Annotated in this window: 28 protein-coding genes; 2 read left to right on the top strand and 26 right to left on the bottom strand. The window is 66.7% G+C overall.

Features of this window, described 5'->3' with window-relative positions:
* Nucleotides 1-28: 28 nt before the first annotated feature.
* The 4 genes from D0C15_RS15935 to D0C15_RS35485 all read right to left on the bottom strand — a co-directional run bounded on the left by D0C15_RS15935 (nt 29) and on the right by D0C15_RS35485 (nt 3727).
* A complete protein-coding gene (locus D0C15_RS15935) occupies nt 29-1819 on the bottom strand; it encodes a PhnE/PtxC family ABC transporter permease (protein ID WP_116045962.1) in 1791 nt (596 codons plus the stop codon).
* A 73-nt stretch (nt 1820-1892) separates the two neighbouring features.
* Complete coding sequence (locus D0C15_RS15930) at nt 1893-2663, bottom strand: phosphonate ABC transporter ATP-binding protein (protein ID WP_116045959.1); 771 nt, start codon at nt 2661-2663, stop codon at nt 1893-1895.
* 5 nt (nt 2664-2668) lie between these two features.
* Nucleotides 2669-3574: a putative selenate ABC transporter substrate-binding protein gene (locus D0C15_RS15925; RefSeq protein ID WP_211323211.1), complete on the bottom strand. Its 906-nt coding sequence runs from the start codon at nt 3572-3574 to the stop codon at nt 2669-2671.
* Between the two features lie 30 nt (nt 3575-3604).
* Complete coding sequence (locus D0C15_RS35485; protein WP_281270707.1) at nt 3605-3727, bottom strand: hypothetical protein; 123 nt, start codon at nt 3725-3727, stop codon at nt 3605-3607.
* A 470-nt stretch (nt 3728-4197) separates the two neighbouring features.
* Here D0C15_RS35485 and D0C15_RS15920 point away from each other — a divergent pair, with 470 nt between their 5' ends.
* Nucleotides 4198-4695, top strand: coding sequence for a hypothetical protein (locus D0C15_RS15920; protein ID WP_116045954.1), 498 nt, complete (start codon nt 4198-4200; stop codon nt 4693-4695).
* 26 nt (nt 4696-4721) lie between these two features.
* Here D0C15_RS15920 and D0C15_RS15915 read toward each other — a convergent pair whose 3' ends face one another.
* The 13 genes from D0C15_RS15915 to D0C15_RS15855 form a co-directional block, all read right to left on the bottom strand.
* Entirely contained in the window at nt 4722-5699 is a 978-nt protein-coding gene (locus D0C15_RS15915; protein WP_116045951.1) for a cation efflux transmembrane domain-containing protein, read from the bottom strand.
* Entirely contained in the window at nt 5696-6403 is a 708-nt protein-coding gene (locus D0C15_RS15910; RefSeq protein ID WP_116045949.1) for a transporter substrate-binding domain-containing protein, read from the bottom strand. Before D0C15_RS15910 ends, D0C15_RS15915 begins: the two co-directional genes overlap by 4 nt.
* Before the next feature lie 69 nt (nt 6404-6472).
* Nucleotides 6473-7072 carry a DUF2238 domain-containing protein gene (locus tag D0C15_RS15905; protein ID WP_162830098.1) on the bottom strand — a complete coding sequence of 200 codons (600 nt, stop codon included), beginning with the start codon at nt 7070-7072 and terminating at the stop codon, nt 6473-6475.
* A gap of 298 nt (nt 7073-7370) precedes the next feature.
* Nucleotides 7371-8024 carry a 3-oxoacid CoA-transferase subunit B gene (locus tag D0C15_RS15900; RefSeq protein ID WP_116045947.1) on the bottom strand — a complete coding sequence of 218 codons (654 nt, stop codon included), beginning with the start codon at nt 8022-8024 and terminating at the stop codon, nt 7371-7373.
* Nucleotides 8021-8773, bottom strand: a complete 753-nt coding sequence (locus tag D0C15_RS15895; RefSeq protein WP_116045946.1) for a CoA transferase subunit A — start codon at nt 8771-8773, stop codon at nt 8021-8023. Before D0C15_RS15895 ends, D0C15_RS15900 begins: the two co-directional genes overlap by 4 nt.
* On the bottom strand, nt 8766-9551 hold the full coding sequence (pcaD, locus tag D0C15_RS15890) for a 3-oxoadipate enol-lactonase (RefSeq protein WP_116045945.1): 786 nt from the start codon (nt 9549-9551) through the stop codon (nt 8766-8768). Before pcaD ends, D0C15_RS15895 begins: the two co-directional genes overlap by 8 nt.
* Entirely contained in the window at nt 9548-10030 is a 483-nt protein-coding gene (locus tag D0C15_RS15885; protein WP_116045944.1) for a nuclear transport factor 2 family protein, read from the bottom strand. Before D0C15_RS15885 ends, pcaD begins: the two co-directional genes overlap by 4 nt.
* The gene (locus D0C15_RS15880; RefSeq protein WP_116045942.1) at nt 10027-10839 is read right to left on the bottom strand and encodes an adenylyltransferase/cytidyltransferase family protein; all 813 of its coding nucleotides are present in this window, start codon (nt 10837-10839) and stop codon (nt 10027-10029) included. Before D0C15_RS15880 ends, D0C15_RS15885 begins: the two co-directional genes overlap by 4 nt.
* Nucleotides 10836-11123, bottom strand: coding sequence for a muconolactone Delta-isomerase (gene catC / locus D0C15_RS15875; RefSeq protein WP_116045939.1), 288 nt, complete (start codon nt 11121-11123; stop codon nt 10836-10838). Before catC ends, D0C15_RS15880 begins: the two co-directional genes overlap by 4 nt.
* 7 nt (nt 11124-11130) lie before the next feature.
* Entirely contained in the window at nt 11131-12252 is a 1122-nt protein-coding gene (locus D0C15_RS15870) for a muconate/chloromuconate family cycloisomerase (RefSeq protein ID WP_116045937.1), read from the bottom strand.
* 60 nt (nt 12253-12312) lie between these two features.
* The gene (gene catA / locus D0C15_RS15865) at nt 12313-13164 is read right to left on the bottom strand and encodes a catechol 1,2-dioxygenase (protein ID WP_116045935.1); all 852 of its coding nucleotides are present in this window, start codon (nt 13162-13164) and stop codon (nt 12313-12315) included.
* A gap of 13 nt (nt 13165-13177) precedes the next feature.
* Nucleotides 13178-14755 (bottom strand): 4-hydroxyphenylacetate 3-hydroxylase N-terminal domain-containing protein, encoded by a 1578-nt coding sequence (locus D0C15_RS15860; RefSeq protein WP_116045932.1) that lies wholly within the window; start codon nt 14753-14755, stop codon nt 13178-13180.
* 41 nt (nt 14756-14796) lie between these two features.
* Nucleotides 14797-15333: a flavin reductase family protein gene (locus tag D0C15_RS15855; RefSeq protein WP_116045930.1), complete on the bottom strand. Its 537-nt coding sequence runs from the start codon at nt 15331-15333 to the stop codon at nt 14797-14799.
* A gap of 101 nt (nt 15334-15434) precedes the next feature.
* Between D0C15_RS15855 and D0C15_RS15850 the strand changes: the two genes are divergently transcribed.
* On the top strand, nt 15435-16232 hold the full coding sequence (locus D0C15_RS15850) for an IclR family transcriptional regulator domain-containing protein (protein ID WP_116045928.1): 798 nt from the start codon (nt 15435-15437) through the stop codon (nt 16230-16232).
* A 54-nt stretch (nt 16233-16286) separates the two neighbouring features.
* On the opposite strand, the gene D0C15_RS15845 is transcribed toward D0C15_RS15850, so the two are convergent.
* The 9 genes from D0C15_RS15845 to D0C15_RS15805 all read right to left on the bottom strand — a co-directional run bounded on the left by D0C15_RS15845 (nt 16287) and on the right by D0C15_RS15805 (nt 25353).
* A complete protein-coding gene (locus D0C15_RS15845) occupies nt 16287-17846 on the bottom strand; it encodes an alkaline phosphatase D family protein (RefSeq protein WP_245975855.1) in 1560 nt (519 codons plus the stop codon).
* 98 nt (nt 17847-17944) lie between these two features.
* Nucleotides 17945-19366: an aspartate ammonia-lyase gene (locus tag D0C15_RS15840; protein ID WP_245975854.1), complete on the bottom strand. Its 1422-nt coding sequence runs from the start codon at nt 19364-19366 to the stop codon at nt 17945-17947.
* Entirely contained in the window at nt 19363-20514 is a 1152-nt protein-coding gene (locus D0C15_RS15835; RefSeq protein ID WP_116045926.1) for a M20 family metallopeptidase, read from the bottom strand. The genes D0C15_RS15840 and D0C15_RS15835 overlap by 4 nt, the downstream gene beginning before the upstream one ends.
* 3 nt (nt 20515-20517) lie before the next feature.
* Nucleotides 20518-21195 (bottom strand): DUF1028 domain-containing protein, encoded by a 678-nt coding sequence (locus tag D0C15_RS15830; RefSeq protein ID WP_116045924.1) that lies wholly within the window; start codon nt 21193-21195, stop codon nt 20518-20520.
* Nucleotides 21192-21668: a RidA family protein gene (locus D0C15_RS15825; protein ID WP_211323210.1), complete on the bottom strand. Its 477-nt coding sequence runs from the start codon at nt 21666-21668 to the stop codon at nt 21192-21194. The genes D0C15_RS15830 and D0C15_RS15825 overlap by 4 nt, the downstream gene beginning before the upstream one ends.
* Entirely contained in the window at nt 21665-23125 is a 1461-nt protein-coding gene (locus tag D0C15_RS34715; RefSeq protein WP_116045922.1) for a 4-hydroxyphenylacetate 3-hydroxylase family protein, read from the bottom strand. Before D0C15_RS34715 ends, D0C15_RS15825 begins: the two co-directional genes overlap by 4 nt.
* A gap of 28 nt (nt 23126-23153) precedes the next feature.
* Nucleotides 23154-23690 carry a flavin reductase family protein gene (locus D0C15_RS15815; RefSeq protein WP_162830097.1) on the bottom strand — a complete coding sequence of 179 codons (537 nt, stop codon included), beginning with the start codon at nt 23688-23690 and terminating at the stop codon, nt 23154-23156.
* Nucleotides 23691-23768: 78 nt separating this feature from the next.
* Nucleotides 23769-24698: a LysR family transcriptional regulator gene (locus D0C15_RS15810; protein ID WP_116046054.1), complete on the bottom strand. Its 930-nt coding sequence runs from the start codon at nt 24696-24698 to the stop codon at nt 23769-23771.
* A 37-nt stretch (nt 24699-24735) separates the two neighbouring features.
* On the bottom strand, nt 24736-25353 hold the full coding sequence (locus D0C15_RS15805) for a TetR/AcrR family transcriptional regulator (RefSeq protein ID WP_162830096.1): 618 nt from the start codon (nt 25351-25353) through the stop codon (nt 24736-24738).
* Nucleotides 25354-25488: the final 135 nt, after the last annotated feature.

Raw genomic sequence — 25488 nt, 5'->3', positions numbered from 1 at the left:
CGGCCTCCGGTTCAGCCGAACCAGCCGCTCAGCGCAGCGTCCTGCGAATCGCGGCGCTGGTGAGGTCGACCAGCAGGGTCAGCACGATCAGTGCGATCAGCGTGGTCAGGACCCCGCCGTAGTCGAAGCTGCTGAGCTGCTCGTTGAGCAGCAGCCCGAGACCGCCCGCGCCGACGACACCCACCACGACGGTCTCCCGGATGGCCACCTCCCACCGGTACAGCCCGTACGCGACGAAGCGGGGCGTGGCGGCCGGCACGACGGCATAGCAGAAGACCTGCATCTCCGATGCTCCGTGCGCCCGCAGGGCCCGCAGTGGCCTGCCGTCCAGGTTCTCCGCTGCCTCGGCCATGAGCCTGGCCAGCACGCCCGTGGTGTACACACCGAGTGCCAGCGCGCCGGGCAGGATCCCGGGGAACAGCACGAACAGGAACAGCAGCGCCCAGATCGGGGGCGGAATGGTGCGCAGCACGACGAGCAGCAGCCTGCTGACCGCGACGACCACAAGCCTGCCCCAGCGGCCGGCCGTTCCGGTGCGTGTCCTGCGGCCGAGGTGGGGCAGGTTCGCCGCGGGGAAGGCGAGCAGATACCCGGCGCAGAAGGCGATAGCGGTCGCGATGATCGACATCGCCAGCGTGACGACACCGAGCTCGAACAGGGTGCCGATGCCGGACGCGCCGAGGACCGGTGGCCAGGCCTCCGCCAGCACGGTCTCGGTCAGCTCCAAGGTGCGCCCGTCCCAGATCACCGAGACGTCCAGACCGATCCACCAGGTGGAGAAGCCACAGAGAAACACACCCGCGAGCATCGATCCCACCAGCACCGGGTCCCAGCGCGGCGCGCGTCCTCGCTCGTGCGGCGACGGCACCGCATTCCCCGTCGTACCACCCTCCAGCGGCACGACCCCACGGCGGCGCTGCCGGTGCGCGGCGGACCGGCGCGTGCGCACCACCGAGCTCCAGAAGTCGGCCGCGACGCTGACCAGGATGAGGGCGTAGAGCAGGGTCCAGATCTCCTGATAACGCAACGTCTGAAAACTCAGCGCGATCTGGAAACCCAGGCCGCCCGCGCCGACGAGTCCGAGGATCGTCGCACTGCGGATGGCGCATTCGAAGCGGTAGAAGGCGTAGGACAACAAATCCGACATCGCGGGCGGCAGCAGACCGTAGAGCAGCGCCGCCCGTTTGCCCGCGCCCGCGGCGCGCAGGGCCGAGTAGGGACGGCGCGAGGTCTCGTCGAGCAGTTCGGAGAACACCTTCGCGGTCACCGCGCCGAACGGGATGCCGATGGCGAGCACCGCGACGAGCGGATCGAGACCGAACACGACGAGGAAGAACAGCCCCCACACGACCTCGTGGATGCCGCGGGGCACCACAAGGACTCCCCGCGCCAGCAGCCACCCGGCCGTGCCTCGCCTGCGTCGCCGCCCAGACCCGGCCTCCCACCAGGTTTGCGAGGTCAGTACGCCACCGACCACGCCGAGCACCAGGCTGAGCGCCGTGCCGAGGACCGCGTAGCTGAGCGTGGTCACCGTCTCCTTGCCGACCAAGGCAAGGAATTCGGCGTCGGCCCGCGGATGCAGCGCGGCCGTGAAGAACTCGCCGATCAGCGAGAGACCGTCCGGTTTGACGATGGCGTCGCCGCTGTCGCTGCCCCATCCGGCGAGCACGACCGAGCCGATGACGGCGACGACAGCGGCGAGTATCCACCCCCGCCGGCGCCGCGACCGACGCTGGGTTCCCGGTCGGTCGGGCCGTGCGGGACGGGATGGCCGATTCCCGCCCGGAGTGCGATCAGGAGCGCGCAGGGAGACGGTCATGGCCCTTGCCTCACTCGCCGACGGGCCGCCCATCGCTGGGTGCCGTACCCGGCCAGACCACGGTGCCGGTCGCTCATGCCTCCTGCCTCAAGTCCTGCTCGAACGCATACAGCTCGGCCACGTCCCCTTCGTTGAGCTGTTGGGCGGGCCGGTCGAAGACGATGCGGCCGGCACGCAACCCGATCACCCGGTCGAACCTTCCGAGTGCCATCTCCACGTCGTGCAGGCTGGCGACCAGCGTCGCGTTCTCCTCCGCGCTCAGATCGAGCAGCAGGTTGATGATTTCCAGGCCGCGAGCTGGATCCAGGCTCGCGACGGGCTCATCCGCCAGGATCATCGCTGGCTGCTGAACGAGCACGCGGGCGATGGCGACCCGCTGCTGCTCACCGCCGGAGAGATCACCCGTGCGCTCGTTGAGTTTCCCGCCGATACCCACCCGGTCGAGCGCGGCGTGCACGTCTTTCAGGTCGCGCGGCAGCACCAGGGAAAGCGCCGCCTTCCAGAACGGCCAGGCGCCGAGCCTGCCCGCGTTGACGTTGTGCACCGTCCGCAACTGTTCCACCAGGTCGAACCGTTGGTGGATGGTGCCCACACGGCGCTGGGTAGCGCGCAGTTGTCTGGCCGAGGCCCGCCGGTAGTCACAACCCAGCGTGTGTACCCGTCCGCTGGTGGCGGGAACCGTTCCGTTCATCAGGCCGATGAGCGTGCTCTTGCCCGCGCCGCTCGGGCCGATGACCGCCACCCGCTCGCCCCGGAGGATGGTCAGTTCGATGCCGGAAAGTGCCTGCACGGAACCGAGCCGGACACTGACGTCGCCGAGGTCGATCGCCGCTGGATTCGCCATCGCGATCAGCGCAACAATCCGGCGGAGCGGGCGACCGTCTCGATCCGCTCGTAGTTGGCGGCTTCCGTACTGATGAACCGCTCCGCCTGGAACAGTTCGAGGATCTGGCGTTGCTGCTCGTCATCGCCGTCGAGGGCCAGCAGCACCTCCCGCAGTCGCTCGGTGAACCCCGGTCCGAACCGCTCGTCCACATCGGGCCGCGCCACCCAGTGGTAGTCGTGATACGTGGGTGTCCGGAAGATCTCGCGAACCTTCGTCGTATCGACGGTTCCTTCGCGGACCCGCGCATCCCACACGGCGGCGTTGAGTGCGCCCGCGTCGTAGGTGCCCGCCTCGACCAGCTTCGCCGTGGCGTCGTGAGAGCCGGAAAATCCTGCCTGCCCGTTGAGATCGTCGAGGGTCACCCCAGCCTCGCCGAGGAAGTACTGCGGCATGAGCCTTCCCGAGGTGGACGACTCACTGCCGAAGGTGAAGGAGTGCCCTGTCAGGGACCGCAGTCCGGCCACGTCCTGCACCGGCTTCAGATCACCATCGACACGGGCGACGAACACGCTGCGGAATTCGGCATCGATGTCGCGCTGGGCGATGGGCACCGCGCCGGGAACCTGCGCCCGCGCCTGCACTCCGGTCAGCCCGCCGAAGAACACCAGCTGCAGGTCACCACGCCGGAACGCGGTCACCGATGCGGCGTAGTCGGTAACCGGCACGTATCGGACCTCCACGCCGAGTTCGGCGGAAAGATGATCGGACACGGTGGCGTACAGCCGTTGCAGCTTGTCGGGGTCCTGATCAGGAATGGCGCTGATGGTGAGTACGGGGCCCGTGCCCTCGGCCGCGCTCGCACCGGGATCACCCGGCGCGGGACCACATCCGAGGAGAACCGTGGCGAGCGTGGCCGCGATGGCGGACACCGTGAACCTTCTTAGCATGTTGCCCCTTTTTCAGACTGGGATCACCAGTGACAGTTCGTCGAGCAATGCCGGCCTGCCGCGTACGACCTTCGGTTCGACCAGCGTGCGTAGTTCCGCGTACCACCGGGGTGGCGACTTCCAGTCTCCACCCACGTCAGTATCTACAATGGACGCGAATATTCCCTGCACCGGCTCCCCAGTTTCACCGATGCACCCCAGACCGCGGCGCCGCTGCGCGGGCCAGCGGAGTTCGTATCACCGCAGTGCGAAGGCGTCCTCCCGCCGGGTCGCTACGGTCCTCGTGAGTTGGTGCTCGCGGCCGACCGCCGCGCGGATAACCTTGGGGCGACCCGTTGGTGCCAGGTCGTCTGGGTCGAGAGTTGCCATCGCTGTCCGCCTCCCAGTCCGGTGTTGGTGATGAAAGCACAGCGAAGCGTTCGTGTCAGGACCCTACTCGAAAGTTTCATAGTTCTATGGAACTCGGGAAGGCGCCTGACTTGGCATTCCTCCTGCTGCCCACCACCTTATCGGGTTGGTAACCATTCGCTTCGACTCGCGCACAGCGGGTATGCGGGGTGCGGTGACAACAAGGCCCCTGAACGCCGACCAACAGAGGTTTGATCATGCGACCGGACAAGTCACAGCGCCTCAGCCTGCTCACCATCGCCGCCGCACTGGCGGCGAGCCCGTGGGCCGTGGCCGCGTGCGGGAACGAGAGCGGCTCGGTCCCCGAGGAGACCACCACGGAGCGGGCACCGCTCACCACCACCGCGGGCCAGCAGGGCCAGGGAGACCAAACGGGCAAGGACTACTTCGCCGGCGCGAACCATGTGGGCGAGCACGTCGACGTCACCGCCAAGGTCGATGTGTCCCTCAACAAGCACGCCCTCGTGCTCAGGGCGGGCGACTACGGCGACACCACCCTGCTGGTGCTTCTGCGGCAACAGACCCAGAACTTCACCGAAGGCGATCTCGTGACCGCCGAGGGGACCGTGCAGACGTTCTCCTACGAGAAGTACCGCGAGAAGTACGGCCTGGTCCAGTCCGCGATCTACGACGGCTACGCCAGCGAGGAGTTCCTGCTGAGCACGAAGGTCGAAGCAGCTGATGCACCGGAGTAGTACCGCTGAACGGGTCAGCCGTCCCGTTAGTGGTTGTCACTCACCTGGGCCCGCACCTGACCGGCCATCTGCCGGACCGGGACGACGAGGACTTCCTGCAACCGCCAGTCGAGGCCGGTGATCTGCTCGTAGAGATCCTCCAGCCGGTTCGCGTCCACCGCCTTGTCCCCCACATTGACCACCACTTCGCCGAAGTACACCTGGCCGTACTCGCGCAGGCGCACCTCCGCGTCGCCGGTCCAGTCGACCCGTTCGACAAGTCGCTCGACCTGCTCCACAAGTTCCACTGTCGTCCCGGTTCCGACCTTCGCCGGCATCCGGTCGACCAGCGCCAAAGCGGCCCGCTTGGTGTTGCGCACCCCGTCTCCCATGATCCCGATCGCGATGGCCCCCGCGGCGACGGCATCGGCCCACCACCAGCCGACGGCGATACCCGCCAGGCCGATGGCGGCGGCCAGCGTCGACTGCCAGTCGGCGGCCAGCATTCGCCCGCTGGCGAAGAGGATTTTGTTGTTCACCATGCGGGCCGGGCGAAGCATCATGCGCCCGATGACTACGGGCGCGGCCACACTCAGAATCAGCCAACTCATGACCAGCCATCCCTGCCAGACCCGCTCGCCGAACACCTCTCGGGAGCCGATCGTCGGGTGCTCCAGTTGCAGCAAGGACTGCACCGCCAGCGCGAAGATCACTACGCCGAAAGCCAGCAGTGCCAGGGCCGAGCCGAAGAACCCGAGCGTGACGACCCGATGGAATCCGTATGGGTACTTCGGCGTCGGCGGCTTCTTCCGGATCCGGGTCGTGATCACGAACAGCAGCGGTGGGATGAGTTCTAGTCCGTCCTCGATGACCAGTGCCATCGCCGACTGCGATCCGCCCATGAGCAGGTACAGCACCACGACGTCGACGACCAGGTACGCGATCATCGCGGTGACGAGACAGGTGCCCCTGCGCATCTCCTGGACGAGACCATCCGGCAGTTCGTTGTTCGGTGCCAGTTTCATCGCCCACCTCCCGGCAGGCGCTCCCGGACGGCCGCACCGTGCAGGTCGAGGAACTCGGCGAGTTCGAGCAGCATGCGGTTCTCCCCCGGCGGCACCGCGAGGACGTGCTTGTGCTCGACGAGCGTGACCGGCGTCGGTCGGAGGCCCCTTCCGTCGGCCTCCCAGGCCGGTACGGCGACCAGGGTCCGGCCGCCCGAACTCACCGCACGGAGGTCCTCGACCGGACGTGGTGAACCGCCCTTGTCCCGGATGTAGGCGGCAAGGGCGCGTTCGTCGGAGCGGTAGGCGACCACCTCACCGCCCAGCTCCTCGACCAGTGCCACCCCGGCCGGAGCCGCGACGATCACCCGCTCGGTGAGGTATGGCGGGCTCATGGCGATGTTGCTGCCCGAGGGCGACTTCGTGGTCAGGCCACCGATGATCAGGTCTAGTTCGAACCGGTGCGCCGCGGAGGCCAACTCCGACTCCGTCCCCGGATGGAACACCACCTCGGCGTCGATCGAACCGCCGAACTCGGTGGCCAGACGCGTCTCCACACCCCCGACAACCTCGCCGTCCTCGACGACCGTCCACGGCTCGTGGTCGATCACCCCCACGTGCATCTGGCCCCCGCGGGCTTGCGCGTAAGTGTTGCCAGGGTCGCCGGGCAGACCGCATGCGGCCGCAGGCAGGCATACCGCGAGCAGCGTGACGCTGCGCAACACTCGGCTCCACACCCCACAGCGGCTACCCGAAGCCGGAAGGTGAAAACTTGGGACGCCGTATGGCGATACTCAGGATTCGCCGGCCAGCAGCCGGCCTCGATAGTCACCGTGACCGTGCGCCGCCCACGCGAGCAGTCCCAGTCCCGCCAGCAGTGAGCCGAGCGTGTCCATCGCGAGGTCGGCGATCGTGTCCTCGTAACCGACACCGATGTGCACTCCTACCACGATCTCCGCGAACCATTCGTAGAACTCCCACACGACTCCGGCCGCCATGCCGACCAGAGTCGTCAGGATGACGATCGATGCGCGACGCTGCTCGTGGGGCGACGGCAGTAGTGGGCCGCGCACCAGGAGCAGGTACACCATCGCCGCGAGCGCGCCGGTCGCCATCCCGTGCATCACCCAGTCCAGCCACAACAGTTGCCGATACCAGTTCCATACCGACGCCATGGTCGCCAGGGGCAACAGCAAGCACGCCGCGAGGTCGAACGGCGGCGGAATCCGGAATCGGCGGGCGGTAAGCAGAATCAACAGCACCAGTGTGAACCTGACGGCGCCTTCCACGTCGTTCGAAAGGGCGACAACGGCCACACCCGCCAACACAGCGAGGCGCAGCACATCTGCGACAACGGTGACAGCGCGGACGACGGAGGAAGGACTGGTACTCACCACACCCGGGTACCCCGAACGAGCACGCGACACCCCGATCCGGCGTCCGTCTCCGACCGGTACCCGATTCCAAACTGGACCTTCGGGGCCGATCTCGCCGAGGGCTGCGGCTGCGGACCGTGCCTCGGGTGGTCACGCCGAACGCCCTGATGTGCCCGGTTCTGGTGTCGACGATGTAAAGCCGGGAACCGTCCAGCGCGAAGGCCAACCCGAAGCGGTGGTCGTACTCGGTACCTGACTCGAAGACCGACGTGGTTTCGCCACTGAAACTGCGAACTCATGCCCTGGAACTGCAAACTCACGGCCCGAAACTGCGAACTCGGGGGGGTTGCAGGGGGGCTGCCGTCGCCGACTCGATCTGTGCCTGGCTTACACCGGGCGCGCATTCGACGAGTTCGAGGCCGTACTCGGTCACGTCGATGACGGCGAGGTCGGTGATGATGCGGTCGACGCAGCCCTGGCCGGTCAGCGGCAGTGTGCAGCTTTCCACGATCTTGGGCGCGCCGTCCCTGGTGACGTGCTCGGTCATGGCGATCACCCGGCGGGCACCGTGCACGAGATCCATGGCCCCGCCGACCCCCTTGATCATCTTTCCGGGGATGGCCCAGTTGGCCAGATCGCCGGTGGCGCTGACCTGCATCGCGCCCAGCACCGCGACGTCGATATGCCCGCCGCGGATCATGCCGAAGCTCGCCGAGGACGCGAAGTAGCTGGCCCCGGGGCGAACGGTCACCGTTTCCTTCCCGGCGTTGATCAGATCCGGATCCACCTCGTCCTCGGTCGGATAGGCACCGACACCGAGAATCCCGTTCTCGGAGTGAATGACCACCGTGCGTTCCGGCGGTATGTGCGCGGGAACGCGGGTGGGCATACCGATGCCGAGGTTGACGTACGAGCCGTCGGGTAGCTCTTCGGCGACCCGGGCGGCGAGTTCCTCGCGGCTGCGGCTCACGACGCCTCCTTTGTGGTCCGGAATTCGACCGGTTTGACGAGGTCTGGCACGAGCACGACGCGTTGCACGTGGACTCCGGGCGTGTGCACACTGTCCGGGTCGAGCTCGCCTGGCTCGACGAGGTGCTCGACCTGCGCCACGGTGATCTTCGCTGCCGCGGCACAGTCCGGATTGAAGTTGCTGGCTGCGTGCCGGTACACGAGGTTGCCGTGCCGATCCGCCTTCCACGCGTGGACGAGTGCGAAGTCCGGGGCAAGGGCGTGTTCGAGCAGATACCGCGTCCCGCCGAACTCGCGGACTTCCTTGGCCGGTGAGGCCACGGCGACCGAACCGTCGGCGCCGTAGCGCCACGGCAGCCCACCGTCGGCGACCAGCGTGCCGACACCGGCCGGGGTGTAGAAGGCGGGGATGCCCGCACCGCCGGCACGCAACCGTTCGGCCAGCGTCCCCTGCGGGGTCAGCTCGACCTCCAGCTCCCCAGCCAGATACTGGCGGGCGAACTCCTTGTTGTTGCCGATGTAGGAGCCGATCGTGCGCCGGATCCGGCCCGCGGACAGCATGGTGCCCAGGCCGAAACCGTCGACACCGAGGTTGTTGCTGATGGTCTCGAGTTCGGTGGCGCCCTGCTCCAGCAGGGCCGCGATCAGCACGGTCGGCACACCGCACATACCGAAGCCGCCGACGGCAAGCGAGGCACCGTCGGAAATGTCGGCGACGGCCGCGGCCGCGGTCGGGAAGACCTTATCCATGTCCTGCCTCACTGGACGCGTTCACCAGGTGTGCGGCGAGCTCGTGATTCACGGCGCCGGGCGCCTCGACATTGAGCAGGTGGGCCGTATCCGGCACGACGACCATTCGCGCGTGCGGAACGCCTTCGGCGATCTGCCGCAACATCTCGGGTGGGGTGGCGGGATCGTCGGCGCCCGCGAGCGCCAGCGTCGGGACACGGATTTCGCCGAGGCGATCACGTACGTCGAAGGTGGCGATCGCTTCGCAACACCCGGCATACCCCTCGGCGGCGGTGCCGCGCAACATATCGAGTAACCGCCCGGATTCGGCCGGTTCCCTACGGGCGAACTCGTGGGTGTACCAGGTTCCGGCACGCGAGGCGAGCATGGCCGCCGTGCCTTCGGCGCGCACGGTGGCGGCCCGCACCGGCCAGGAACCGGGGTCGGCGAAGCGCGCGGAGGAAGCGCAGACGGTCAGGCTGGCGAGCCGGTGACCGGCGTCGAGCGCGAGCTGCAAGCCGATCGCGCCGCCGATGGAGACCCCCGCGTAGTGGCAGCGCTCGATGCCGTGGTGATCGAGCAACGCGAGCACGTCGCCTGCCATCCCGGCCATGCTGTACGGCCCGGGCGGAGCCGGGGCGCCGCCGTGGCCAGGCAGGTTGAACCGCAGGACACGGTACCGCTCGGCGAGGGTCGCGACCTGGGCGTCGAACAGGCCGAAGTCGGTCCCCAGCGAGGGCCCGAGGACAAGCACCGGTCCGTCCGCGGGTCCGTCGAAGACAGCTCGCATATCGGTCATCGCAACGCTCCATAGGTCTGTTCGGCGGATTTGACGGTGAACCGGCCGTGGTCCCACCCGTCGGTCAGTGGGGCGAAGTAGTCGAACGCGACCTGCTTGCTGGCGTAGCGCCACTGTCCGTCGAGGCGCACCAGTCTGTCGTGGTACCGCCCCGCGGCCACGTGCGGAATGCCGTTCTGCACGCATGGCTGCCACAGCGCGGAACGCACCTCGGCGGTGTCCCCTTCGATCGCGATCTCGAGGTTGGTGACGTAGTGCCAGAACGCGATCAGGCCCCCTTCGGCGAGCGCACCGAAGAACCGGCGCAGCTCTTCGCGGCCGCGTACCCGGTCGAGTCCGATGAACTCACCGTCCAGAGTGAACAGTTCGACGAGCCTGTCCCAGTCACCGTCATCCAGCAGACGGCAGTACGTGGCATCGAGCTGGCGGATCGCGTCGAGGTCCTCCAGCCGCCGCAGTCGTTGTTCGACGGTGTTCATCGCGGCTCCATCCGGTCGATGAACTCGACACCGCCGGCACCGCGTCGCACACCCGTGGACTCCAGGAGCAACCTGCCGTCACCGGTCACCCGCAACGTGATCGGCCCGGTCCCGCTGAGCCTGCCGAGGTAGCGGCCGGACGCGGGCACCGCGGTTCCCGGGGCGACCACGAGTTCGGTCGCCCCGGCCCCTGCGGGTCGCAGCGTGCCTTCGACGTGATGCGGCCGGCCGAGAATGCGAGTCGCACCGTGGACGTCGCCGAGACGCAGGCACTCCCGAACGGCGGTCGACGAGCATCGGGCACCAACCGCGTGCAGCAGGTCGACGCCGTGCGTGGAGAAGCCGTGCCGGGAACCGAGATCGCGCAGCGTCTCGACGGTGCCCGCGGCCCGGTGCCCGAAGGTGAAGTCGGCGCCGACCACGACCGCCTGCGCACGAAGCCCACCAACCAGAACCTGTTCGACGAACTCGGCCGGACCAAGCGTGGCGAACTCGGGGGTGAAGGGCAGTACGCAGATGGCGTCCACCCCGAGCCTTCGGGCCAGCTCGGCGCGCCGATCGACGGTACTCAGCTGTGCCGTATCCCGGGGCAACCCCAGCACGCGCGCGGGATGCGGGTCGAAGGTGACCACCACCGTGGGCAGCCGCCGGTCGGAACCGACCCGCAGGGCGCGCTCGACGAGCCGGGTATGGCCACGGTGCAGGCCGTCGAAGACTCCGAGCGTCACCACACAGGGACCGAAACCGGCCGGCACCTCACCCACCCCGTGCCACAGGGGCGCCGCTGCCTCAGCGACGGGCGCGCTCATGACTGCGCCGCCAGATCGGAGGGATGCTGTGTCAGCGCGGAGACCTCGATCCGCATGAACGGGAACAACGGCAGGCTCGAGAGGATCCGGTGCAGTTCGTCGGGTGAGTCGACGTCGAGCACGCTGATGTTGCTGTACTTGCCCACGATGCGCCACAGGTGTGGCCATTTGCCCGCGCGCTGAAGTTCCAGTGCGCGGGCTTTCTCCTTGGCTACCAACTCCTCGCGTACTTTCGGCTCAAGGTCGTGTGGGATGGCGACATCCATCCGGAGGTGGAACAGCATGGTTGGATCAGCTCCTGGTGAAGGCGCGTACGGCGTCGGGGTCGAGTTCAACGCCGAGGCCGGGACCGTCGGGCAGGTGCAGTTCGCCGTCGGCATAGCGCAGCGGTGTGGTCAGTAGCTCCTCGCGCAACAGGAGCGGGCCGAACAGTTCACTGCCCCAGGTGACGGCGGGGGCGGCACAGGCGACGTGCAGCGAGGCCGCGGTACCGATACCGGTTTCGATGGACGTGCCCGCATGGCACGGAATCCCCGCGGCCCCGGCGATTTCGGAGATGGCCTTGGTGTTCCGCAATCCGCCGGACTTGGTGGTTTTCAACGAGTAGACGTCGGCGGCGCGCAGCCTGGCCAGACGCAACGCGTCGGTCGGGGTGCGCAGACTCTCGTCTGCCATAACCGGTATCCGGAGCGTCCGCGTGAGTTCGGCAAGGGCCTCGATCTCGCTGCCGGGCACGGGTTGCTCGACCAGTTCGATGCCCGCGTCCGCGAGTTTGGGCAACTGGGCCAGCGCGGTGAGCCGGTCCCAGCGTGCGTTTATGTCGACGCGCACACCCGCGGTGCCCGCGAGTTTCTCGGCGATGGTCGTCACGCGCTCGACATCGGCCTCCGGCGATTGCGCACCCATCTTGAGTTTGAACGTGTGATGGGAACCGGCGTCGAGCTTACCGAGGGCCTCCTCGATCACCACGGGCGCCGATTCGGTGCCCAGTGCCCAGGTGACCGGTATCGAGCGGCGGGCCAACCCGCCGAGCAACGTGTGCACCGGCACGCCGAGACAACGCGCCCAGGCATCGTGCAGTGCGACCTCGACGGCTGTTTTCGCGTAGAGATTGTTGGCCAGCACATCGGCGATGTCCACCCCGATGCCCGCGATGTCGTCGACCTCGCGGCCGAGCAGGATCGGCGCCATATAGCGCTCGATCATCACCTGCATGGTCTCCACCGACTCGCCACCCCACCACGGGCCGCCCGGCACGACTCCTTCGCCGACCCCGGTGATCCCGCCCGCGGTACGGAGGAACACCAGTAGCACCGGCTGTGCGTCCATACCGACGCGGGCGAAACGGTGGGCGCGTCGCAGCGGTACATCCAGCAGCACCGTTTCCACGCGATCGATCTGCAGATCGCTCATCCTAGGACTCTCCAATCAGGCCGTGGGCGCTTTCCGGGGAGCCGCAAAGCGCCCACGGGATCAGGCGGGTTCGAGCACGAAGTCGTACTCGGAGCGACGCCGGCCGTCCGCCTGCGACCGCGGTTCGAGAACCAGCTCGGGTTTGGTCGCCTCGGCTACGTCCGAGTCGAGCCATTCGTCACCGGCGAAGTACAGCTGCGTGGTGATCGGCCGGAAACCCGGCGCCCGCACGATCAGGTGCAGGTGCGCGGGACGCCACGGGTGCCAGCCCGCGGCCTCGATCAACTTGCCGGTGGGACCGTCGGTCGGAATCTGGTACGGGGCGGGCTGGATCGTGCCGATCTCGAACCGGCCGTCCTCGCCTGCGACGACCACACCGCGAAGGTTGCCATCAGGAATGTGCCCGGCGAACCCGGAGTAGTAGCCCTCGTGGTCGGCGTGCCAGATGTCCAGCTCGGCGCCCGGGACGGGCTTGCCCTCGGTGTCACGTACCTGTCCGGCGAGCACGAAAGGCGTCCCCTGCTCGTCCGCACGCATGGGCAGCGTGCTCACCGCGGGCAGTTCTGGTGCGCCGGGCAGGTAGTACGGTCCGAGGATGGTGCCCTTGGTGCCTTGTTGTCTGGCCGCGGCCACCGCCTCGACCTCGTGCTCGACGAACACGTCGAGCAGTAATGGCCATTCGCCACCCTCGCCGACGTCGATCAGCCACTGCTTGGCCGCGACGAACTCGGGATAGGTGACCTGCTGGGTACGGATGGCCTCGTGCACGCCGTCCAGCACCGCCTTCACCACCGCCGAAACCCGCTCGGGGGACGCGGCATCCTCGGTTTGGTGCTGCCGGCTCGCACGAAACGCCTGTGTGGCCGAAACTCCCGAACCCGCCGCCGTCGCCGAATGTTCCGTTGCCGTCATCATGCTTCCCTTCTCAGCGTTGGTGCAGCGCCGCGATGCTGCCGTCGTTGTTGAACAGATCGGGCACGGTCCAACCGTCCAGGTCGTACTCAGCCATGCACTGTTCGGCGAAACCGCGCATCGTGTCGGCCTGGCCGGAGTTCTCCATGGCCATCAGTTGTTCGGCTCGGACACCCTCGTGGTTGCCCGCGTAGTTGCGCTCGTAGAGCTCGTGGCGGCCACCGAACTCGCTGCCGATGGAGTCCCAGATCAACTTCATCAGCTTCACGCGCTCGACCGAGTCCATCCCGTTCGAGCCGCGCACGTACTGGTCGAGGTACGGCCGGACCTCGGGGGACTTGAAGTCGGCGGCGTGCGAGGGCAGGTAGATGAGGCTGGATCCGAGATCCTGCATGATGATCTCGCGCACGCGCGGGTAGCCGACGGTCATGAACCAGCGGTAGGCCATCCCGTAGTTCAGGTTCGGCAGCAACGTGCCGTCCTTCCACTTGCCCGGGTTGGCGGCCATCGCGTCGGAGAGTCCCCAGAACATGTTGCGCCAGGCGATGACCTCACCGATCCGGGTCTGAATCCCGCGGAAGTCCTTGGTGCCAGTGGCCTCCACACCCTTGAGCAGCAGACCGGCGAGGAAGTCGAACTTGACCGCGAGCCGCGTCACGCCCTGGAAGGTGAACCGCTCCAGGAACCCGGAACCGGGCACGAAGCTGCTGACCTTGTCGGCGTCGCCGTAGATGAAGACGTTCTCCCACGGGATTTTGACCTTGTCCAGAATGAAGATCGTGTCGTTCTCATCCAGGCGGCTCGACAGTGGATAGTCGAACGGGGTGCCCATCTGGTTGGCCATGCTGGTGTAGGAGTTGCGGCAGATCAGCTTCATGCCCGGCGCGTTCATCGGCACCGTGCACACGAGGGCGAACTCTTTGTCCTTGAAGGGCAGTCCGTAGTGGGCGATGAAGTTGTAGTGGGTGAGCGCTGAACCGGTGGCCACGACCTTGGCGCCGGAGACGATCAGTCCGTCGTCGCGCTCGTCCTCGACGTGCACGAACACGTCCTTGACCTCGTTCAGCTCCTTGTTGCGATCCACTGGCGGGTGCACGATCGCGTGGTTCCAGTACAGGCACTTCTCCTGGGACTCGGCGTACCAGCGGCGGGCGTTGTCGCCGAACGGCTCGTAGAACTCGGCGTTGGCGCCGAGGGTGCCGAGGAACGCGGCCTTGTAGTCCGGGCTGCGCCCCATCCAGCCGTAGGTCATCCGCGCCCACGCCGCTATCGCATCCCGGTCGGCGAACAGATCGTCGACCGAACGGGCGGCCCGGTAGAACGGGAAGGTGAACCCACCGTTGCCGGTGTCGGTGGGGACGGTCAGCTCGTCCTTCCTGTCCGGGTCGTGCAATGAGTCGTAGAGCCTTGCGGTCATCCGGATCGGGTTGCGGAACGCCGGGTGCGTGGTGATGTCCTTGACCTTCTCGCCGTAGAGGTTGACCTCGCGGCCGTCGCGCAACGACTCGATGTACTCCTCCCCCGTGAACGGGCGGTTGCCGTTGGCACGCTCCGGCGTGGCCTGATCGTTTGGCGTTTCCTGAATGGTCATACTGCTGCTCCTTCGAATGCGTTGTGCTGTTGAGCTGGATTTCAGGACGAGGCGACGAACCACGACGTGCTGGGGCAGTCGGCGGATTCGAACCAGGGCACGGGTTCGTAGACCGGCCCGAGGTGGCGGAAACCGCCGAGGAAGAACACCAGCGGATCGCCGCCGGCGACCTCGAACCGCTGCACCTCGCCGAGGTAGAGAACGTGATCACCGCCGTCGTAGCTGCGCCATGGAGTACACGAGATGGTGGCCAGCGACCCGGCCAGCTGCGGCGCCAACCGCGAGTCGGGGCGCTGCCACTCGGGTTCGCCGTTCATCGGCTTGCCCGCGAAGTGCAGCGCGACCTCGTCCTGCGGTTCGGTCAGCACGTTCACGGTGAACGGCGCGCCGTCGAGGTACTTGCACGCCTTCGACTTGCGGTCCAGCGACACCAACACCAGCGGCGGGTCCAACGAGACCGCACTGAAGGCGTTGACCGTCGCCCCATGCGGCATGCCGTCCCCGGCACAAGTGATCACCGTGACCCCGGTCGCGAAATGACCGAGGCATCGCCGAAGTTCTCGAGCGTCGACCGACATCTGGCTCCACCTCCTGTACACTATGTGTACTCGTTGAACGGAGAGTGTACGATGTCTGATAGTGCGACGCCTCACCCTGACTGTCAAGGAGGACTGCGAAAATGACGTCGGTGAACGACGAGAAGAGCAGTCAGAACCACATCCAGGGGCTGGAGCGCGGCCTCGCGGTACTGCAGGCCTTCGACGCGGAGCGGCCGAATCCGACAGCGAGCGAGCTCGCCGAGGCCACGCAGCTCTCCCGCCCGGTCGTACGCCGGATCCTGCTGACCCTGCAGCGCCTCGGCTATGTGGCGACTTCCGGCGGAAGGTGGACCCTGACGCCGAGGGTGCTTTCCATCGGCCAGCACTACACCGTCACCCATGCGCTGACCGAGCTGGCTCAGCCCTACCTCATGCGGCTGGCGGAGCAGACCGGCGAGTCCACCACCCTGGCTACCCTCGATGGCAACGAGGTCGTCTACATCGCCAGGGTTCCGGTGCGCCGGGTACTCAGCATCACCGTGGCTCCCGGTACCCGGGTGGCAGCGCATGCCACGTCACTCGGCCGCGTACTGCTGGCCTGGGAGCCGGCCGCGCGGATCGATCAGGTCATCGCCGAATGCGGGCTACCCCGCTTCACGCCCTACACCGTCACAGACCCGGACCGCTTCCGCGAGATCCTGGCCGAGGTACGCATGCAAGGCTGGTCCATGGTGATCAACGAACGCGAGGAAGGCCTCATCTCGCTCTCCGCGCCCATCCGTGACCATGAAGAACGCGTCATCGCCGCGGTCGCCTCGTCCACCTCCACCGGACGTGCGACTCCAGAGGGACTACGCGAGGACGTGGTGCCCGCGCTGGTGGAGACCGCGAAACAGATCAGTGCCGAACTGGGCAACCACCGCACCCGTACACCCTGACGGCCATGCCCCGGAATCGCGCACGCTGCGGCGAGGTCGCAGGGACGTTGGGGTTCAGAGCACCTGCACGCCTGCCCTGCGGTCCTCGACGGCGAACGAAGCGAACGTCGATTCCGGCGCGTTCGACCTGCTCACCGTGCTGACCACCTGGAGGTCCGCCCGCAGTTGATCCCGATCGACACGGCAGCGCACGTAACCTCGGCTGTCGCCGTCGAAGAACTTGATATGCGGGTTGTGCTTGATCATCGGACCGTAGTACGGGCCGTAGACATCGCCGTCACCGTTGCTGGAGATCGACGTCCCGACGATCTCCGAGGCCACCACCTTCGACGACGGATCGTCGAAGTCGCGCAGGATGTCGTTGGCGAATGTCGAGTGCCAGTCGCCGGTCAAGGCGACCGGGTTGCGCACACGGTGCCGCTCCCACGCGTCCATCAGGCGGTTCCGGGCCGCGGGGAAGCCGTCCCAGGCGTCGTGCCAGAGCCGGTCACCCGCGTCGCCGTCGTGGTCGAGGCGGCCGAGCATCACGTTGTTGCCGAGGATGTTCCACCGGGCTCGAGAGGTACGGAAGCCGTCGTAGAGCCAGCGTTCCTGTTCGGAGCCGAGCATCGTCACCGACGGGTCGTAGGCGGCGGCACACGCGTCGGCCTCGCCCCAGCCACAGGGCGGCACGGACCGGTACTGCCGGCCGTCGAGCACATCGAGCTGGACGAGGTTGCCCCACCGCAGCCGACGGTAGATCCGCGGCCCGTTCGGTCCGGGCCGCGCCGGGGCGCGTACCGGCTGGTGCTCGTACCAGGCCTGGTAGGCGGCAGCCCGCAGCGCACCGATGTCGCCTTCGTACTGCGACCGGGTGTTGGCGTAGTCGTTCTGTACCTCGTGGTCGTCCCATGTGACGAGCCACGGGAACCGCGCGTGCGCGGCCTGAAGATCGGGGTCGCTCTTGTAGAGGGCGTACTGCATACGCCAGCGTTCCAGGTCGCGGGGCGCCTCGCGCAGGCTGTCGGGGGTACGTGTCCTCCGGTAGCCGCCGTCGGCCGCAATGCCGCCCTCGTACACGTAGTCACCGAGGTGCAGCACGAGGTCGAGGTCCTCACCGGCCATATGGCGGTACGACGGGTAGTAGCCGTTGTCCCAGGCCTGACACGACGCGACCGCGAAGGCGAGCGCTCCGCCATGGACCGGTGCCGTCCTGGTCCGGCCAACCGGCGAGGTGTCCTTGCGGTAGCGGAACCGGTAGAACCACTCACGGTCCGGCCGCAGGCCTTCGACCTCGACGTGCACCGAGTGACCGAGCTGCGGCAGGGCCCAGGCGGTGCCGTCCCGCACGATGTCGCGGAACCGCTCGTCCGAAGCGACCTGCCAGTCGACGGATACCTTCGCCGCGGGCATTCCTGCCCCCGGCTCGAACGGCTTGGGTGCCAGCCGCGTCCACAAGACGACCCCGGTGGCGGTCGGATCGCCACTGGCCACCCCGAGGGTGAAGGGGTACTCGTCTCGTCCCGGCCGGATCGTCGCCTCCGCGGGCATCGTGCCGAGCGCGGCCGCGCCGGCGACACCCGCGACCCCGGCGAGGAAACGCCTCCGGTCCACCCAAGCCATCTCGTTGTTCACAGCAAAGGTCTATCCTCGCGAAGTGGCCTCCGGGTAGCCGCCAAATGAGCGACAGACCAAAGGTGTCCTTCCGGCCAGGCAGGATGGACGTCCAACAGCTATGTCAACGCACCATGGTCGGGTAACGGCGGAGCTCCGAGCAGATCCGCGACCTGCTCGCGAGTCAGCAATCCGCGATCGGCCACCAGGTCCGCGACGGGCACCCCGGTGGCGAGCGACTCCTTCGCGATCGCGCTGGCCTGGCCGTAACCCACGGTCTGACTGAGTACCGTGACCATGCCGACCGAGGTGGAGACACTCTCCCTGAGGCGAGCGGCATCGGCGGCGATGCCGGGGATACATCGCAGGCGTAGCGCCCGGCAGCCGGCGGCAAGATGGTTTATGCCACTGAGCAACTTGTGTGTGATGAGCGGGGTGAACGCGTTCAGCTGCAGTTGACCGGCCTCGGCCGCCATGGTGATGGTGACGTCGTTTCCGATCACCTCGAAGGCGATTTGATTGACCACCTCGGGGATCACCGGATTGACCTTGCCCGGCATGATGCTCGAACCGGCCTGCACCGGTGGCAAGGTGATCTCCGCGAACCCCCAGGTCGGACCGGACGACAACAGCCGAAGGTCATTGCACATCTTCGACAGCTTCACCGCCACCCGCTTCACCGAGTTCGACACCGTGACAAACGCGGCGGCGTCCTGCGTGGCCTCGACCAGGTCGAACGCCTCCCGCACCGGTGAACCCGCGAGTGACGCGAGGTGACGGCGGGCCAGGGCCGGATACCCCGGATGCGCGTTGATACCGGTTCCGATCGCGGTGCCACCCAGATTCGTGTCAGCCAACCCTGCCGCTACCTGCTCCAGGCAGGCCACGTCATCGCCGAACGTCCCCCCGAAGGCGGTGAACTCGCGCCCCAGCGTCATCGGAACGGCTTCTTGCAGCTGGGTGCGCCCCATCTTGACGACGCCGGAGAACTCCCGGCCCTTACCAAGCAGCACTTCCCGCAGCCGGGAGACCTCATCGCCGAGCTCCCGAAGCCTTCCGCGCAATGCGAGCCGCGCAGCGGTCGGGTAGACATCGTTGGTCGACTGGCACAGGTTGACGTCATCGATCGGATCGAGCCGCGAGTAGTCGCCCCGATCGTGTCCGAGCAACTCGAGGGCTCTGTTCGCGATGACCTCGTTGGCGTTCATATTGGTCGAGGTGCCTGCTCCCCCTTGCAGTACGTCGACGACGAACTGGTCCCGTCCCCAACCCGCGCGAATATCGATGCAGGCCTTGATGATCGCGTCCGCCTTGACCGGATCGAGCAGACCGAGGTCCCGGTTCGCCATGGCGGCCGCCTGTTTGACGCAGACAAGAGCGCTGATGAAACCCTCATGCACCGCGATCGGTGTTCCGGTGATCGGGAAGTTGAGCAGCGCGCGGCGGGTGTGCACCCCGTAATAGGCGTGCGCGGGCAGTTCGAGGTCGCCGATCGAATCACGTTCGGTCCGCGTTCCGTCCACCATGGACTCCTTGGTCATGAGGTCAACCGCGTCGATATGCCGGTGTCGAGCGCAAGATCCACAGCGGTGAACGCCATCGCCGCGGCCGCATCGAGTACGGCATTGTCGGCCGCTGGACTGATGCAGTGTGCGGCGAACTCCTGCTGATGGTTGACCGCGGGCAGCGAGTCGATACCGATGTAGGGATGGATGGCGGGCAGTACCCTGGACACATTGCCCATATCCGTTGATGCCCGGTTCATCCTGCTCGCTGGCCCTGGATCGGCGTATCGGCGGCCGATCGCCACCGAGTTCCGGCGGTACGCCGCGACGAGGTCGGGATCGTTGAGGAATTCCGAGTACGGGGCGCTCTCCGGCTCGATCTCGAGTTCGCAACCCGTGGCCAGTGCTCCCGCCTCGAAACACCGCAGCACACGCGGTTCGATGTCGAGTAGTTCGTCGAGAGTGCTGGCCCGCACGTACCAGCGTCCCTCTGTGGACTCGGGAATTGCGTTGGGTGCCTCTCCCCCGTTCGTCAGGATGCCGTGCACCCTTGTCGAATGTGGCAGTTGCTGGCGGAGCAGCCCGATCGCCACCTGAGAAACGGTGAAAGCGTCCGCGGCGTTGATCCCGTGTTCGGGGTACGCGGCGGCGTGTGCCGCCTTGCCGTGGAACTTCACGTTGAGATGAGCGACGGCGAACGGATCCGCCTCGGCGACGTCCACCGGCCCCGGGTGCACCATCATCGCCGCGTGAATTCCGGCGAAAGCGCCCCGCTCCAACATGAGGATCTTCCCACCGCCGCCTTCCTCCGCCGGGGTCCCGAGTATCGAAACGGTCAGCCCGGCGTCGTCCACGACAGGTGCCAGCGCGGCCGCGGCAGCCACCGCCGAAGCGGCGATGATGTTGTGACCACAAGCGTGCCCCAGTCCGGGCAAGGCGTCGTACTCGGCACAGATCCCGATATGCAACGGACCCGTGCCGATGCGCGCGCGAAACGCGGTCGGAAGATCGCAGACCCCGGATGTCACCTCGTAGCCGAGGTCATCCAGTCGTCCGGCCACCCAGGTCGACGCACGCACCTCCTCCCAGGCGACCTCGGGGTTGGCGTGCAGTAGATGACTCAACCTGATCGCGTCCTGCTGACCATGAGCGATCCGGCGTTCGATACGCGAATGCAGATCCATGCCTCAACGGTCTCCCGGTACACCAAAGGCAGGCGCCGCCGCGGGAGCCAGTCCACGCTGGACATACGCGTCCTGTTGCGGCTCCCACATGTCCAGCAGTGCCGCCAGTTCGGCGATCGGATCTGCCTGCGTCCAGTCGACCCGGAGGTCCACGACCGGCCATGGCGCGTCATGGGTGACCAGAATTCCGGCAGACCGTACGGGACCTTCCTCCCCGCCCGCGGCAAGCCCACATTTCAGGGCGTTCAGCAATCGCCTCGGCATGCGTGTGGCCTCATCGTTCTCGAACGCCGAAACCATCGCGTCGAGCACGCCGGGCGTCGCCAGCAGGTTTCCCGCCGCCACGCTGTCGGTACCCACGACGGATCCGAATGTGCCGAGCGCTTTCTCGCCCGTGTAGCTTCCCGGCTTCCCCGTGAGACCTACCGCCGTCAGCTGGCGATAGCCGATGCTGGCTTCCGACCGCACGACCTGTTCGACCGCCTGGTCACTGGGAACACCGAGTTCGAGCAGGTGCAGGAGGCGCGGTCCGAGACGCGGATCGGTGATGTTCTGCGTGCAGACGGCACCCGTACCCGGTCGCACGAAGGCGCACCGGGCCGCGACCGCCGGGCTCGACGAACTGATGGCCACACCGAAAGCGCCGGTGCGCCCGCAGCGCGCGGCGATGGAGAAGGTCACAGTGTCTCCCCTCGTTGGTCCGCTTCCCGCCTGCGTCGCGCGGCGGCCTCGTCACGCCTGCGGGCAGGGATGACCGCGGTGGCGTCGATCTCCACCAGCCATTCCGGCCGCGCGAGGGCGTCCACGACCAGTCCCGTGGAGACGTAGTGCACCCCGGCCAGCCACCGGCCCATCACCCGGTAGACGGGCTCGCGGTAACGGATGTCCACCAGATAGACGGTGATCTTCACGATCTCGTCGAGTTCGCTCCCGCTCTCGGTCAGCAGCGTGCCGATATTGGCCATCGCCTGCTCGGCCTGCGCCGCCACGTCCCCGATGCCGACGCTTTCCCGCGTATCGAGGTCCTGCCCGACCTGGCCGCGCAGGTACACCGTGTCTCCTGCTACGACGGATTGCGCGAGGTCGTTGTCGAGGTTCTGTTCCGGGTAGGTCTTGGCCGAATTGAAGCGACGGATGCGTTGGTGTGTCGTCACTTGAGGCTCCCGAGCACGTTGTCCGACAGTCCCGCCGCATAACGGACCAGGTCGAGCGGGCCGTCCCAGTCGAAGTTGCGGTAAACAGCGGCCAGGTGCGCGAAAGGAGGTGACTGTGCGAAGAGCTGGAAGGTCAGCCGGTGGCCTGCGTAATCCGAGTTGAGCAGATCGCGGGCATAGGCCAGCAGCTTGCGCCGGTCCTCCGCGACCCAGTGCTCGTTGATCGAGTAGTACTTGTCCAGCCATGGCTTGGTGGCCGGGTGCTCGAACGACGCCTTGTCCGGGGTGATGCAGATCTGACCCCCGCACAACTCACGCGCGAGATGCATCATCTCGTGCAGCTGGGAACATGCCAGGATTCGTCCGGTGTAGAGCAGGGACTGGTTCGGCATCAGCAATCCGCCGGGACTCGTCTCGGCGGTCGCGATCGCGCCGGTGAGGTGGGCGTTGATCCCTTCCCGGTAGCAGGCGAGTGTGGAGAGCTTCTCCTGAACCGCGGGCTGGCGCTCCAGGCCGGTCTGCTTCACGTTCCACAGCGCGGCGCCGATCATCAGGTCGGCAAGGCGCAGGTTGCGCTGGACGAACGCGAAGGCGCTGTAGCGGTGCAGGGTCGCACGAATGAAGGTGGCAGCTCTCGTGTGCCGATAGAACAGCACGTTCTCCCAGGGAATTTCGACGTCGTCGAAGATCACCAGGGTGTCGACCTCGTCGAATCGATTCGCCAACGGGTAGTCGGCCGCGGGCGCTCTTCCGGCGAATCCCGTGCGACAGATGTACTTCAGGCCCGGCGAGCCCATGTCGAGGATGAAACCCACCGCGTAGTCCGACAGCGCGTCGTTGCCCCAGTTCGCGATCGTGGGTTTGGTGAACGCCTGGTTCGAGTAGGCGGCCGCCGTCTCGTACTTCGCGCCACGAACCACGATCCCACGGTCTGTTTCCCGCACGACGTGCAGCAGCATGTCGGGATCCTGCTCATCCGGCGTCTTGGACCGGTCGCCCTTCGGGTCCGTGTTCGCCGAAACGTGGAACGGGTCGGCGAAACACGCCTGCTCGATATGCCGCTTGACGTTCGCGGAGAAGGTGGGATCGATTTCGTCGAGCACGTCCTGACCGTCGATCAGTGACCACATCTCGCCGATCGTCTCGTCACCGATCCTGGTGACGACGCCACCGATGTCGGATAGGACGGCGTCGGTCGCCGCGCGCTTGGCGTGCCAGTCGTCGAGGTCTCGTGGCGGCTTCTGGGCAACCGCGTTGCGCTTGCCTGTGCCGGGGTCCACATAGCTCATCACGTCCTGGGTGGCCGGTTCGTGCGCCATGTCGTACACCCTGGCGCGGATATCGACGAGAGGCTTGAACGCCGGGTGCGTGGTGACGTCGCCGACCTGTTCGCCGTTGATCCAGATCTCGCGTCCATCACGCAGGGATTCGCGGTACTGCTCACCGGTACGGATCACTTTGTATACTCTTTTCTTTCAGAAAAATTCAGGCACCCAGCGGCAAGCAGCGGCCATATTGACGTGCCCGATACAGCAAGGGGTCCACCGGCTTGACCCGAGTTGTTTCCACGGCTCCGAGAAACAAGCGGTGTGTTCCCGATTCGACGACGTCGACGAGACGGCAATCGAAAGTCGCCGACGATTCGAGAAGTACCGGCGCACCGGTGCGCAGGGTGGTCCAGGACGCGCAACCGAAGTCATAGGGCTCACCGGCCTCCGGCCTGCCCGCGAAGGTGTCGGCTACCTGAGCCTGGTTCGCTGCCAGTACGTTCACCGAGAAGGATCGGTTGATCTCTGTCGCGGCCACGATAGGGCTGCGCCGGTTCACGCACACCAGGACGGTGGGTGGATCAGCGGAGACGGAGCACATCGCGCTCACGGTCTGCGCGAAGCGCCCGCCTTCCCCGTCGGTCCCGACGACGGTGACGCCTGTTGCGGCGTTTCCCATGGCGGAGATGAACTGCTCACGCAACTTCTCGGAGAACTCCGTGCAGTCGGCTACCGCATCGGATATCGCATTCATCGATACCTCCCGGTTCGATCGACCGTGCATTCTTAGTCTGCGGGAGGGCGAGATATCTGTACAACAGATGTTTTTGAACTAGGCCATCGATTTGATTGATGGTGAACGCAGCAATGCGCGGCAGCACTGGGCGAATGCCTGGGCTCGAGCGGTGAGCCGAGTGCCCTTGACGTAGGCGAGCACGACCGGAAGCGCGGGCAGATCGTCGAGCAGTTCCAGCGCGACCACCCGGCCCCCGTCGTAGGTGCGGTCGGAAACGGGACGCTGGTTGAGGATCGCGTAGCCGTGACCGGCGGCGACGAGCGCGCGCACCATCTCGTAGCTGCTCGTCCGATAGCCGATCCGCGGTTCGACGGTGGTGCGCATCGCCAGGGATCGGAAGTACTCCCTGCTGTGCGGCAGGTCCAGCAGCACCATCGGTTCAGCCGTGAGATCGGCGAGCCGGATCGCGTGCGCGTCCCGAAGAGGATGGTCGGGCGGGAGGATCACATACGGCGGAATCTCGGTGATCCGCTCGACCGCGAGGGCGTCGTGCAGATCAAGGTCATAGAGCAGGGCGAGCTCACAGGTGCCCGAGAGCAGGCCCTGTTCCAACTCCTCGGTCTGCCCTTCCACCGTCGACACCCGGACCGCGGGATAGGTACGACCGAACTCGGTCAGCACCCTGGGGAGGTAGAACGGCGCGAGCGTTTGGAAGCAACCGACGGTCAGGTCTCCGATGAGCGACTCGCCAAGCCCACGCGCCACATCCGCGATCTCTCCGGCGTGCGCGAGAAAGCCCCGCAGTTCCTGCAGGAAACGCACGCCGGCCTCGGTCAGCGCCAGGCCCTGGGCGTGCCGTCGAAGCAACAGTTGCACCCCGAGATCGCGCTCGAGCTGGGCGATCGCGGTAGAGATGGCCGACTGCGAAACGAGCGCCTGTTTGGCCGCCGCCGTCATACTGCGCAGTTCGGCCGCCGCCGCGAAGTAACGCAACTGCACGATCGTGAAACGTGGTTCGCTCGACATCGTCACACCTCCGCGGGCTCGATGGAGCCGCTCATGATCAACCGGTGGTCAAGGCCGGGAGATCGAAGTCGATCGCCTGGTTCGCGTAGGCGAGCAACAGCCCGCGCGCGCTCGCCAGGTCCAGCGACATGTTGTTACTGATCAGGTGCAGACCGAGACCGTCCTCCAGAACGACCAGCGTCCGCGCCACGTCCGCGACCGGCTGGGTCAATCGAAAGTCGCCGCAGGCCCGGCCGATCTCGAGCACCGTCGTATAGAGACTGACCTCGCGATCGAAGAGGCTGCTCATCAACGCTCCGTGCGGTGAGCTCCGGTCGGCGAGCGCGTGCATCGCATAGAGCGTCTTCGCGACGTCGTCGTCCCTGCCCGTCGGCAGGCCGGTTTCGATGGCCGCGACGAGCCTGTTCGCGGGTGCCTGATGGCTCTCCACCTGTTCCGCCCGCCGCCGATAGAAGCGTTCGACGACCGATCGGTGGACGTCGAAGATCAGCTCGCTCAGCTCCGGATAGTGATACAGCACCGAACCCGCCGAGACGCCGGCGAACTCGGCGATGTCTCGCACGCGCACGTTGTCTCTTCCCCGCTCGCTGATCGCCCGGGTTGCGGCGTCGATCAGCTGCTCACGGCGAGCGTAGTGCTTCTTGGTTCGGGCCATGAACACCATTATTGATGTAGTCGTTCAACTTTTTCAATGCCCCAGCCACTGGTGAAACGGCCCGAGCTGGCCAATACTTGCGATCCTGTTCAACTTCCACCCTACCCGCCCTGCGTCAGGACGAAGCAGGGATCA

It is taken from the genome of Amycolatopsis palatopharyngis (assembly GCF_003385185.1).
GTDB lineage: Bacteria > Actinomycetota > Actinomycetes > Mycobacteriales > Pseudonocardiaceae > Amycolatopsis > Amycolatopsis palatopharyngis.
This window is presented reverse-complemented; position numbering and strand designations above follow the sequence as displayed.

Excerpts from the sequence above, each read along its gene's own strand:
- D0C15_RS15885 (WP_116045944.1), bottom strand. The coding sequence starts at position 10,030 with ATGAACACCGTCGAACAACGACTGCGGCGGCTGGAGGACCTCGACGCG.
- D0C15_RS15815 (WP_162830097.1), bottom strand. The coding sequence starts at position 23,690 with ATGAATGCGATATCCGATGCGGTAGCCGACTGCACGGAGTTCTCCGAG.
- D0C15_RS15935 (WP_116045962.1), bottom strand. The coding sequence starts at position 1,819 with ATGACCGTCTCCCTGCGCGCTCCTGATCGCACTCCGGGCGGGAATCGG.
- D0C15_RS15930 (WP_116045959.1), bottom strand. The coding sequence starts at position 2,663 with ATGGCGAATCCAGCGGCGATCGACCTCGGCGACGTCAGTGTCCGGCTC.
- D0C15_RS15870 (WP_116045937.1), bottom strand. The coding sequence starts at position 12,252 with ATGAGCGATCTGCAGATCGATCGCGTGGAAACGGTGCTGCTGGATGTA.
- D0C15_RS15840 (WP_245975854.1), bottom strand. The coding sequence starts at position 19,366 with ATGACCAAGGAGTCCATGGTGGACGGAACGCGGACCGAACGTGATTCG.
- D0C15_RS15810 (WP_116046054.1), bottom strand. The coding sequence starts at position 24,698 with ATGTCGAGCGAACCACGTTTCACGATCGTGCAGTTGCGTTACTTCGCG.
- D0C15_RS15895 (WP_116045946.1), bottom strand. The coding sequence starts at position 8,773 with ATGGATAAGGTCTTCCCGACCGCGGCCGCGGCCGTCGCCGACATTTCC.
- D0C15_RS15860 (WP_116045932.1), bottom strand. The coding sequence starts at position 14,755 with ATGACCATTCAGGAAACGCCAAACGATCAGGCCACGCCGGAGCGTGCC.
- D0C15_RS15920 (WP_116045954.1), top strand. The coding sequence starts at position 4,198 with ATGCGACCGGACAAGTCACAGCGCCTCAGCCTGCTCACCATCGCCGCC.
- D0C15_RS15880 (WP_116045942.1), bottom strand. The coding sequence starts at position 10,839 with ATGAGCGCGCCCGTCGCTGAGGCAGCGGCGCCCCTGTGGCACGGGGTG.
- D0C15_RS15835 (WP_116045926.1), bottom strand. The coding sequence starts at position 20,514 with ATGGATCTGCATTCGCGTATCGAACGCCGGATCGCTCATGGTCAGCAG.
- catC (WP_116045939.1), bottom strand. The coding sequence starts at position 11,123 with ATGCTGTTCCACCTCCGGATGGATGTCGCCATCCCACACGACCTTGAG.
- D0C15_RS15805 (WP_162830096.1), bottom strand. The coding sequence starts at position 25,353 with ATGGCCCGAACCAAGAAGCACTACGCTCGCCGTGAGCAGCTGATCGAC.
- D0C15_RS15915 (WP_116045951.1), bottom strand. The coding sequence starts at position 5,699 with ATGAAACTGGCACCGAACAACGAACTGCCGGATGGTCTCGTCCAGGAG.
- D0C15_RS15855 (WP_116045930.1), bottom strand. The coding sequence starts at position 15,333 with ATGTCGGTCGACGCTCGAGAACTTCGGCGATGCCTCGGTCATTTCGCG.
- pcaD (WP_116045945.1), bottom strand. The coding sequence starts at position 9,551 with ATGACCGATATGCGAGCTGTCTTCGACGGACCCGCGGACGGACCGGTG.
- D0C15_RS15850 (WP_116045928.1), top strand. The coding sequence starts at position 15,435 with ATGACGTCGGTGAACGACGAGAAGAGCAGTCAGAACCACATCCAGGGG.
- catA (WP_116045935.1), bottom strand. The coding sequence starts at position 13,164 with ATGACGGCAACGGAACATTCGGCGACGGCGGCGGGTTCGGGAGTTTCG.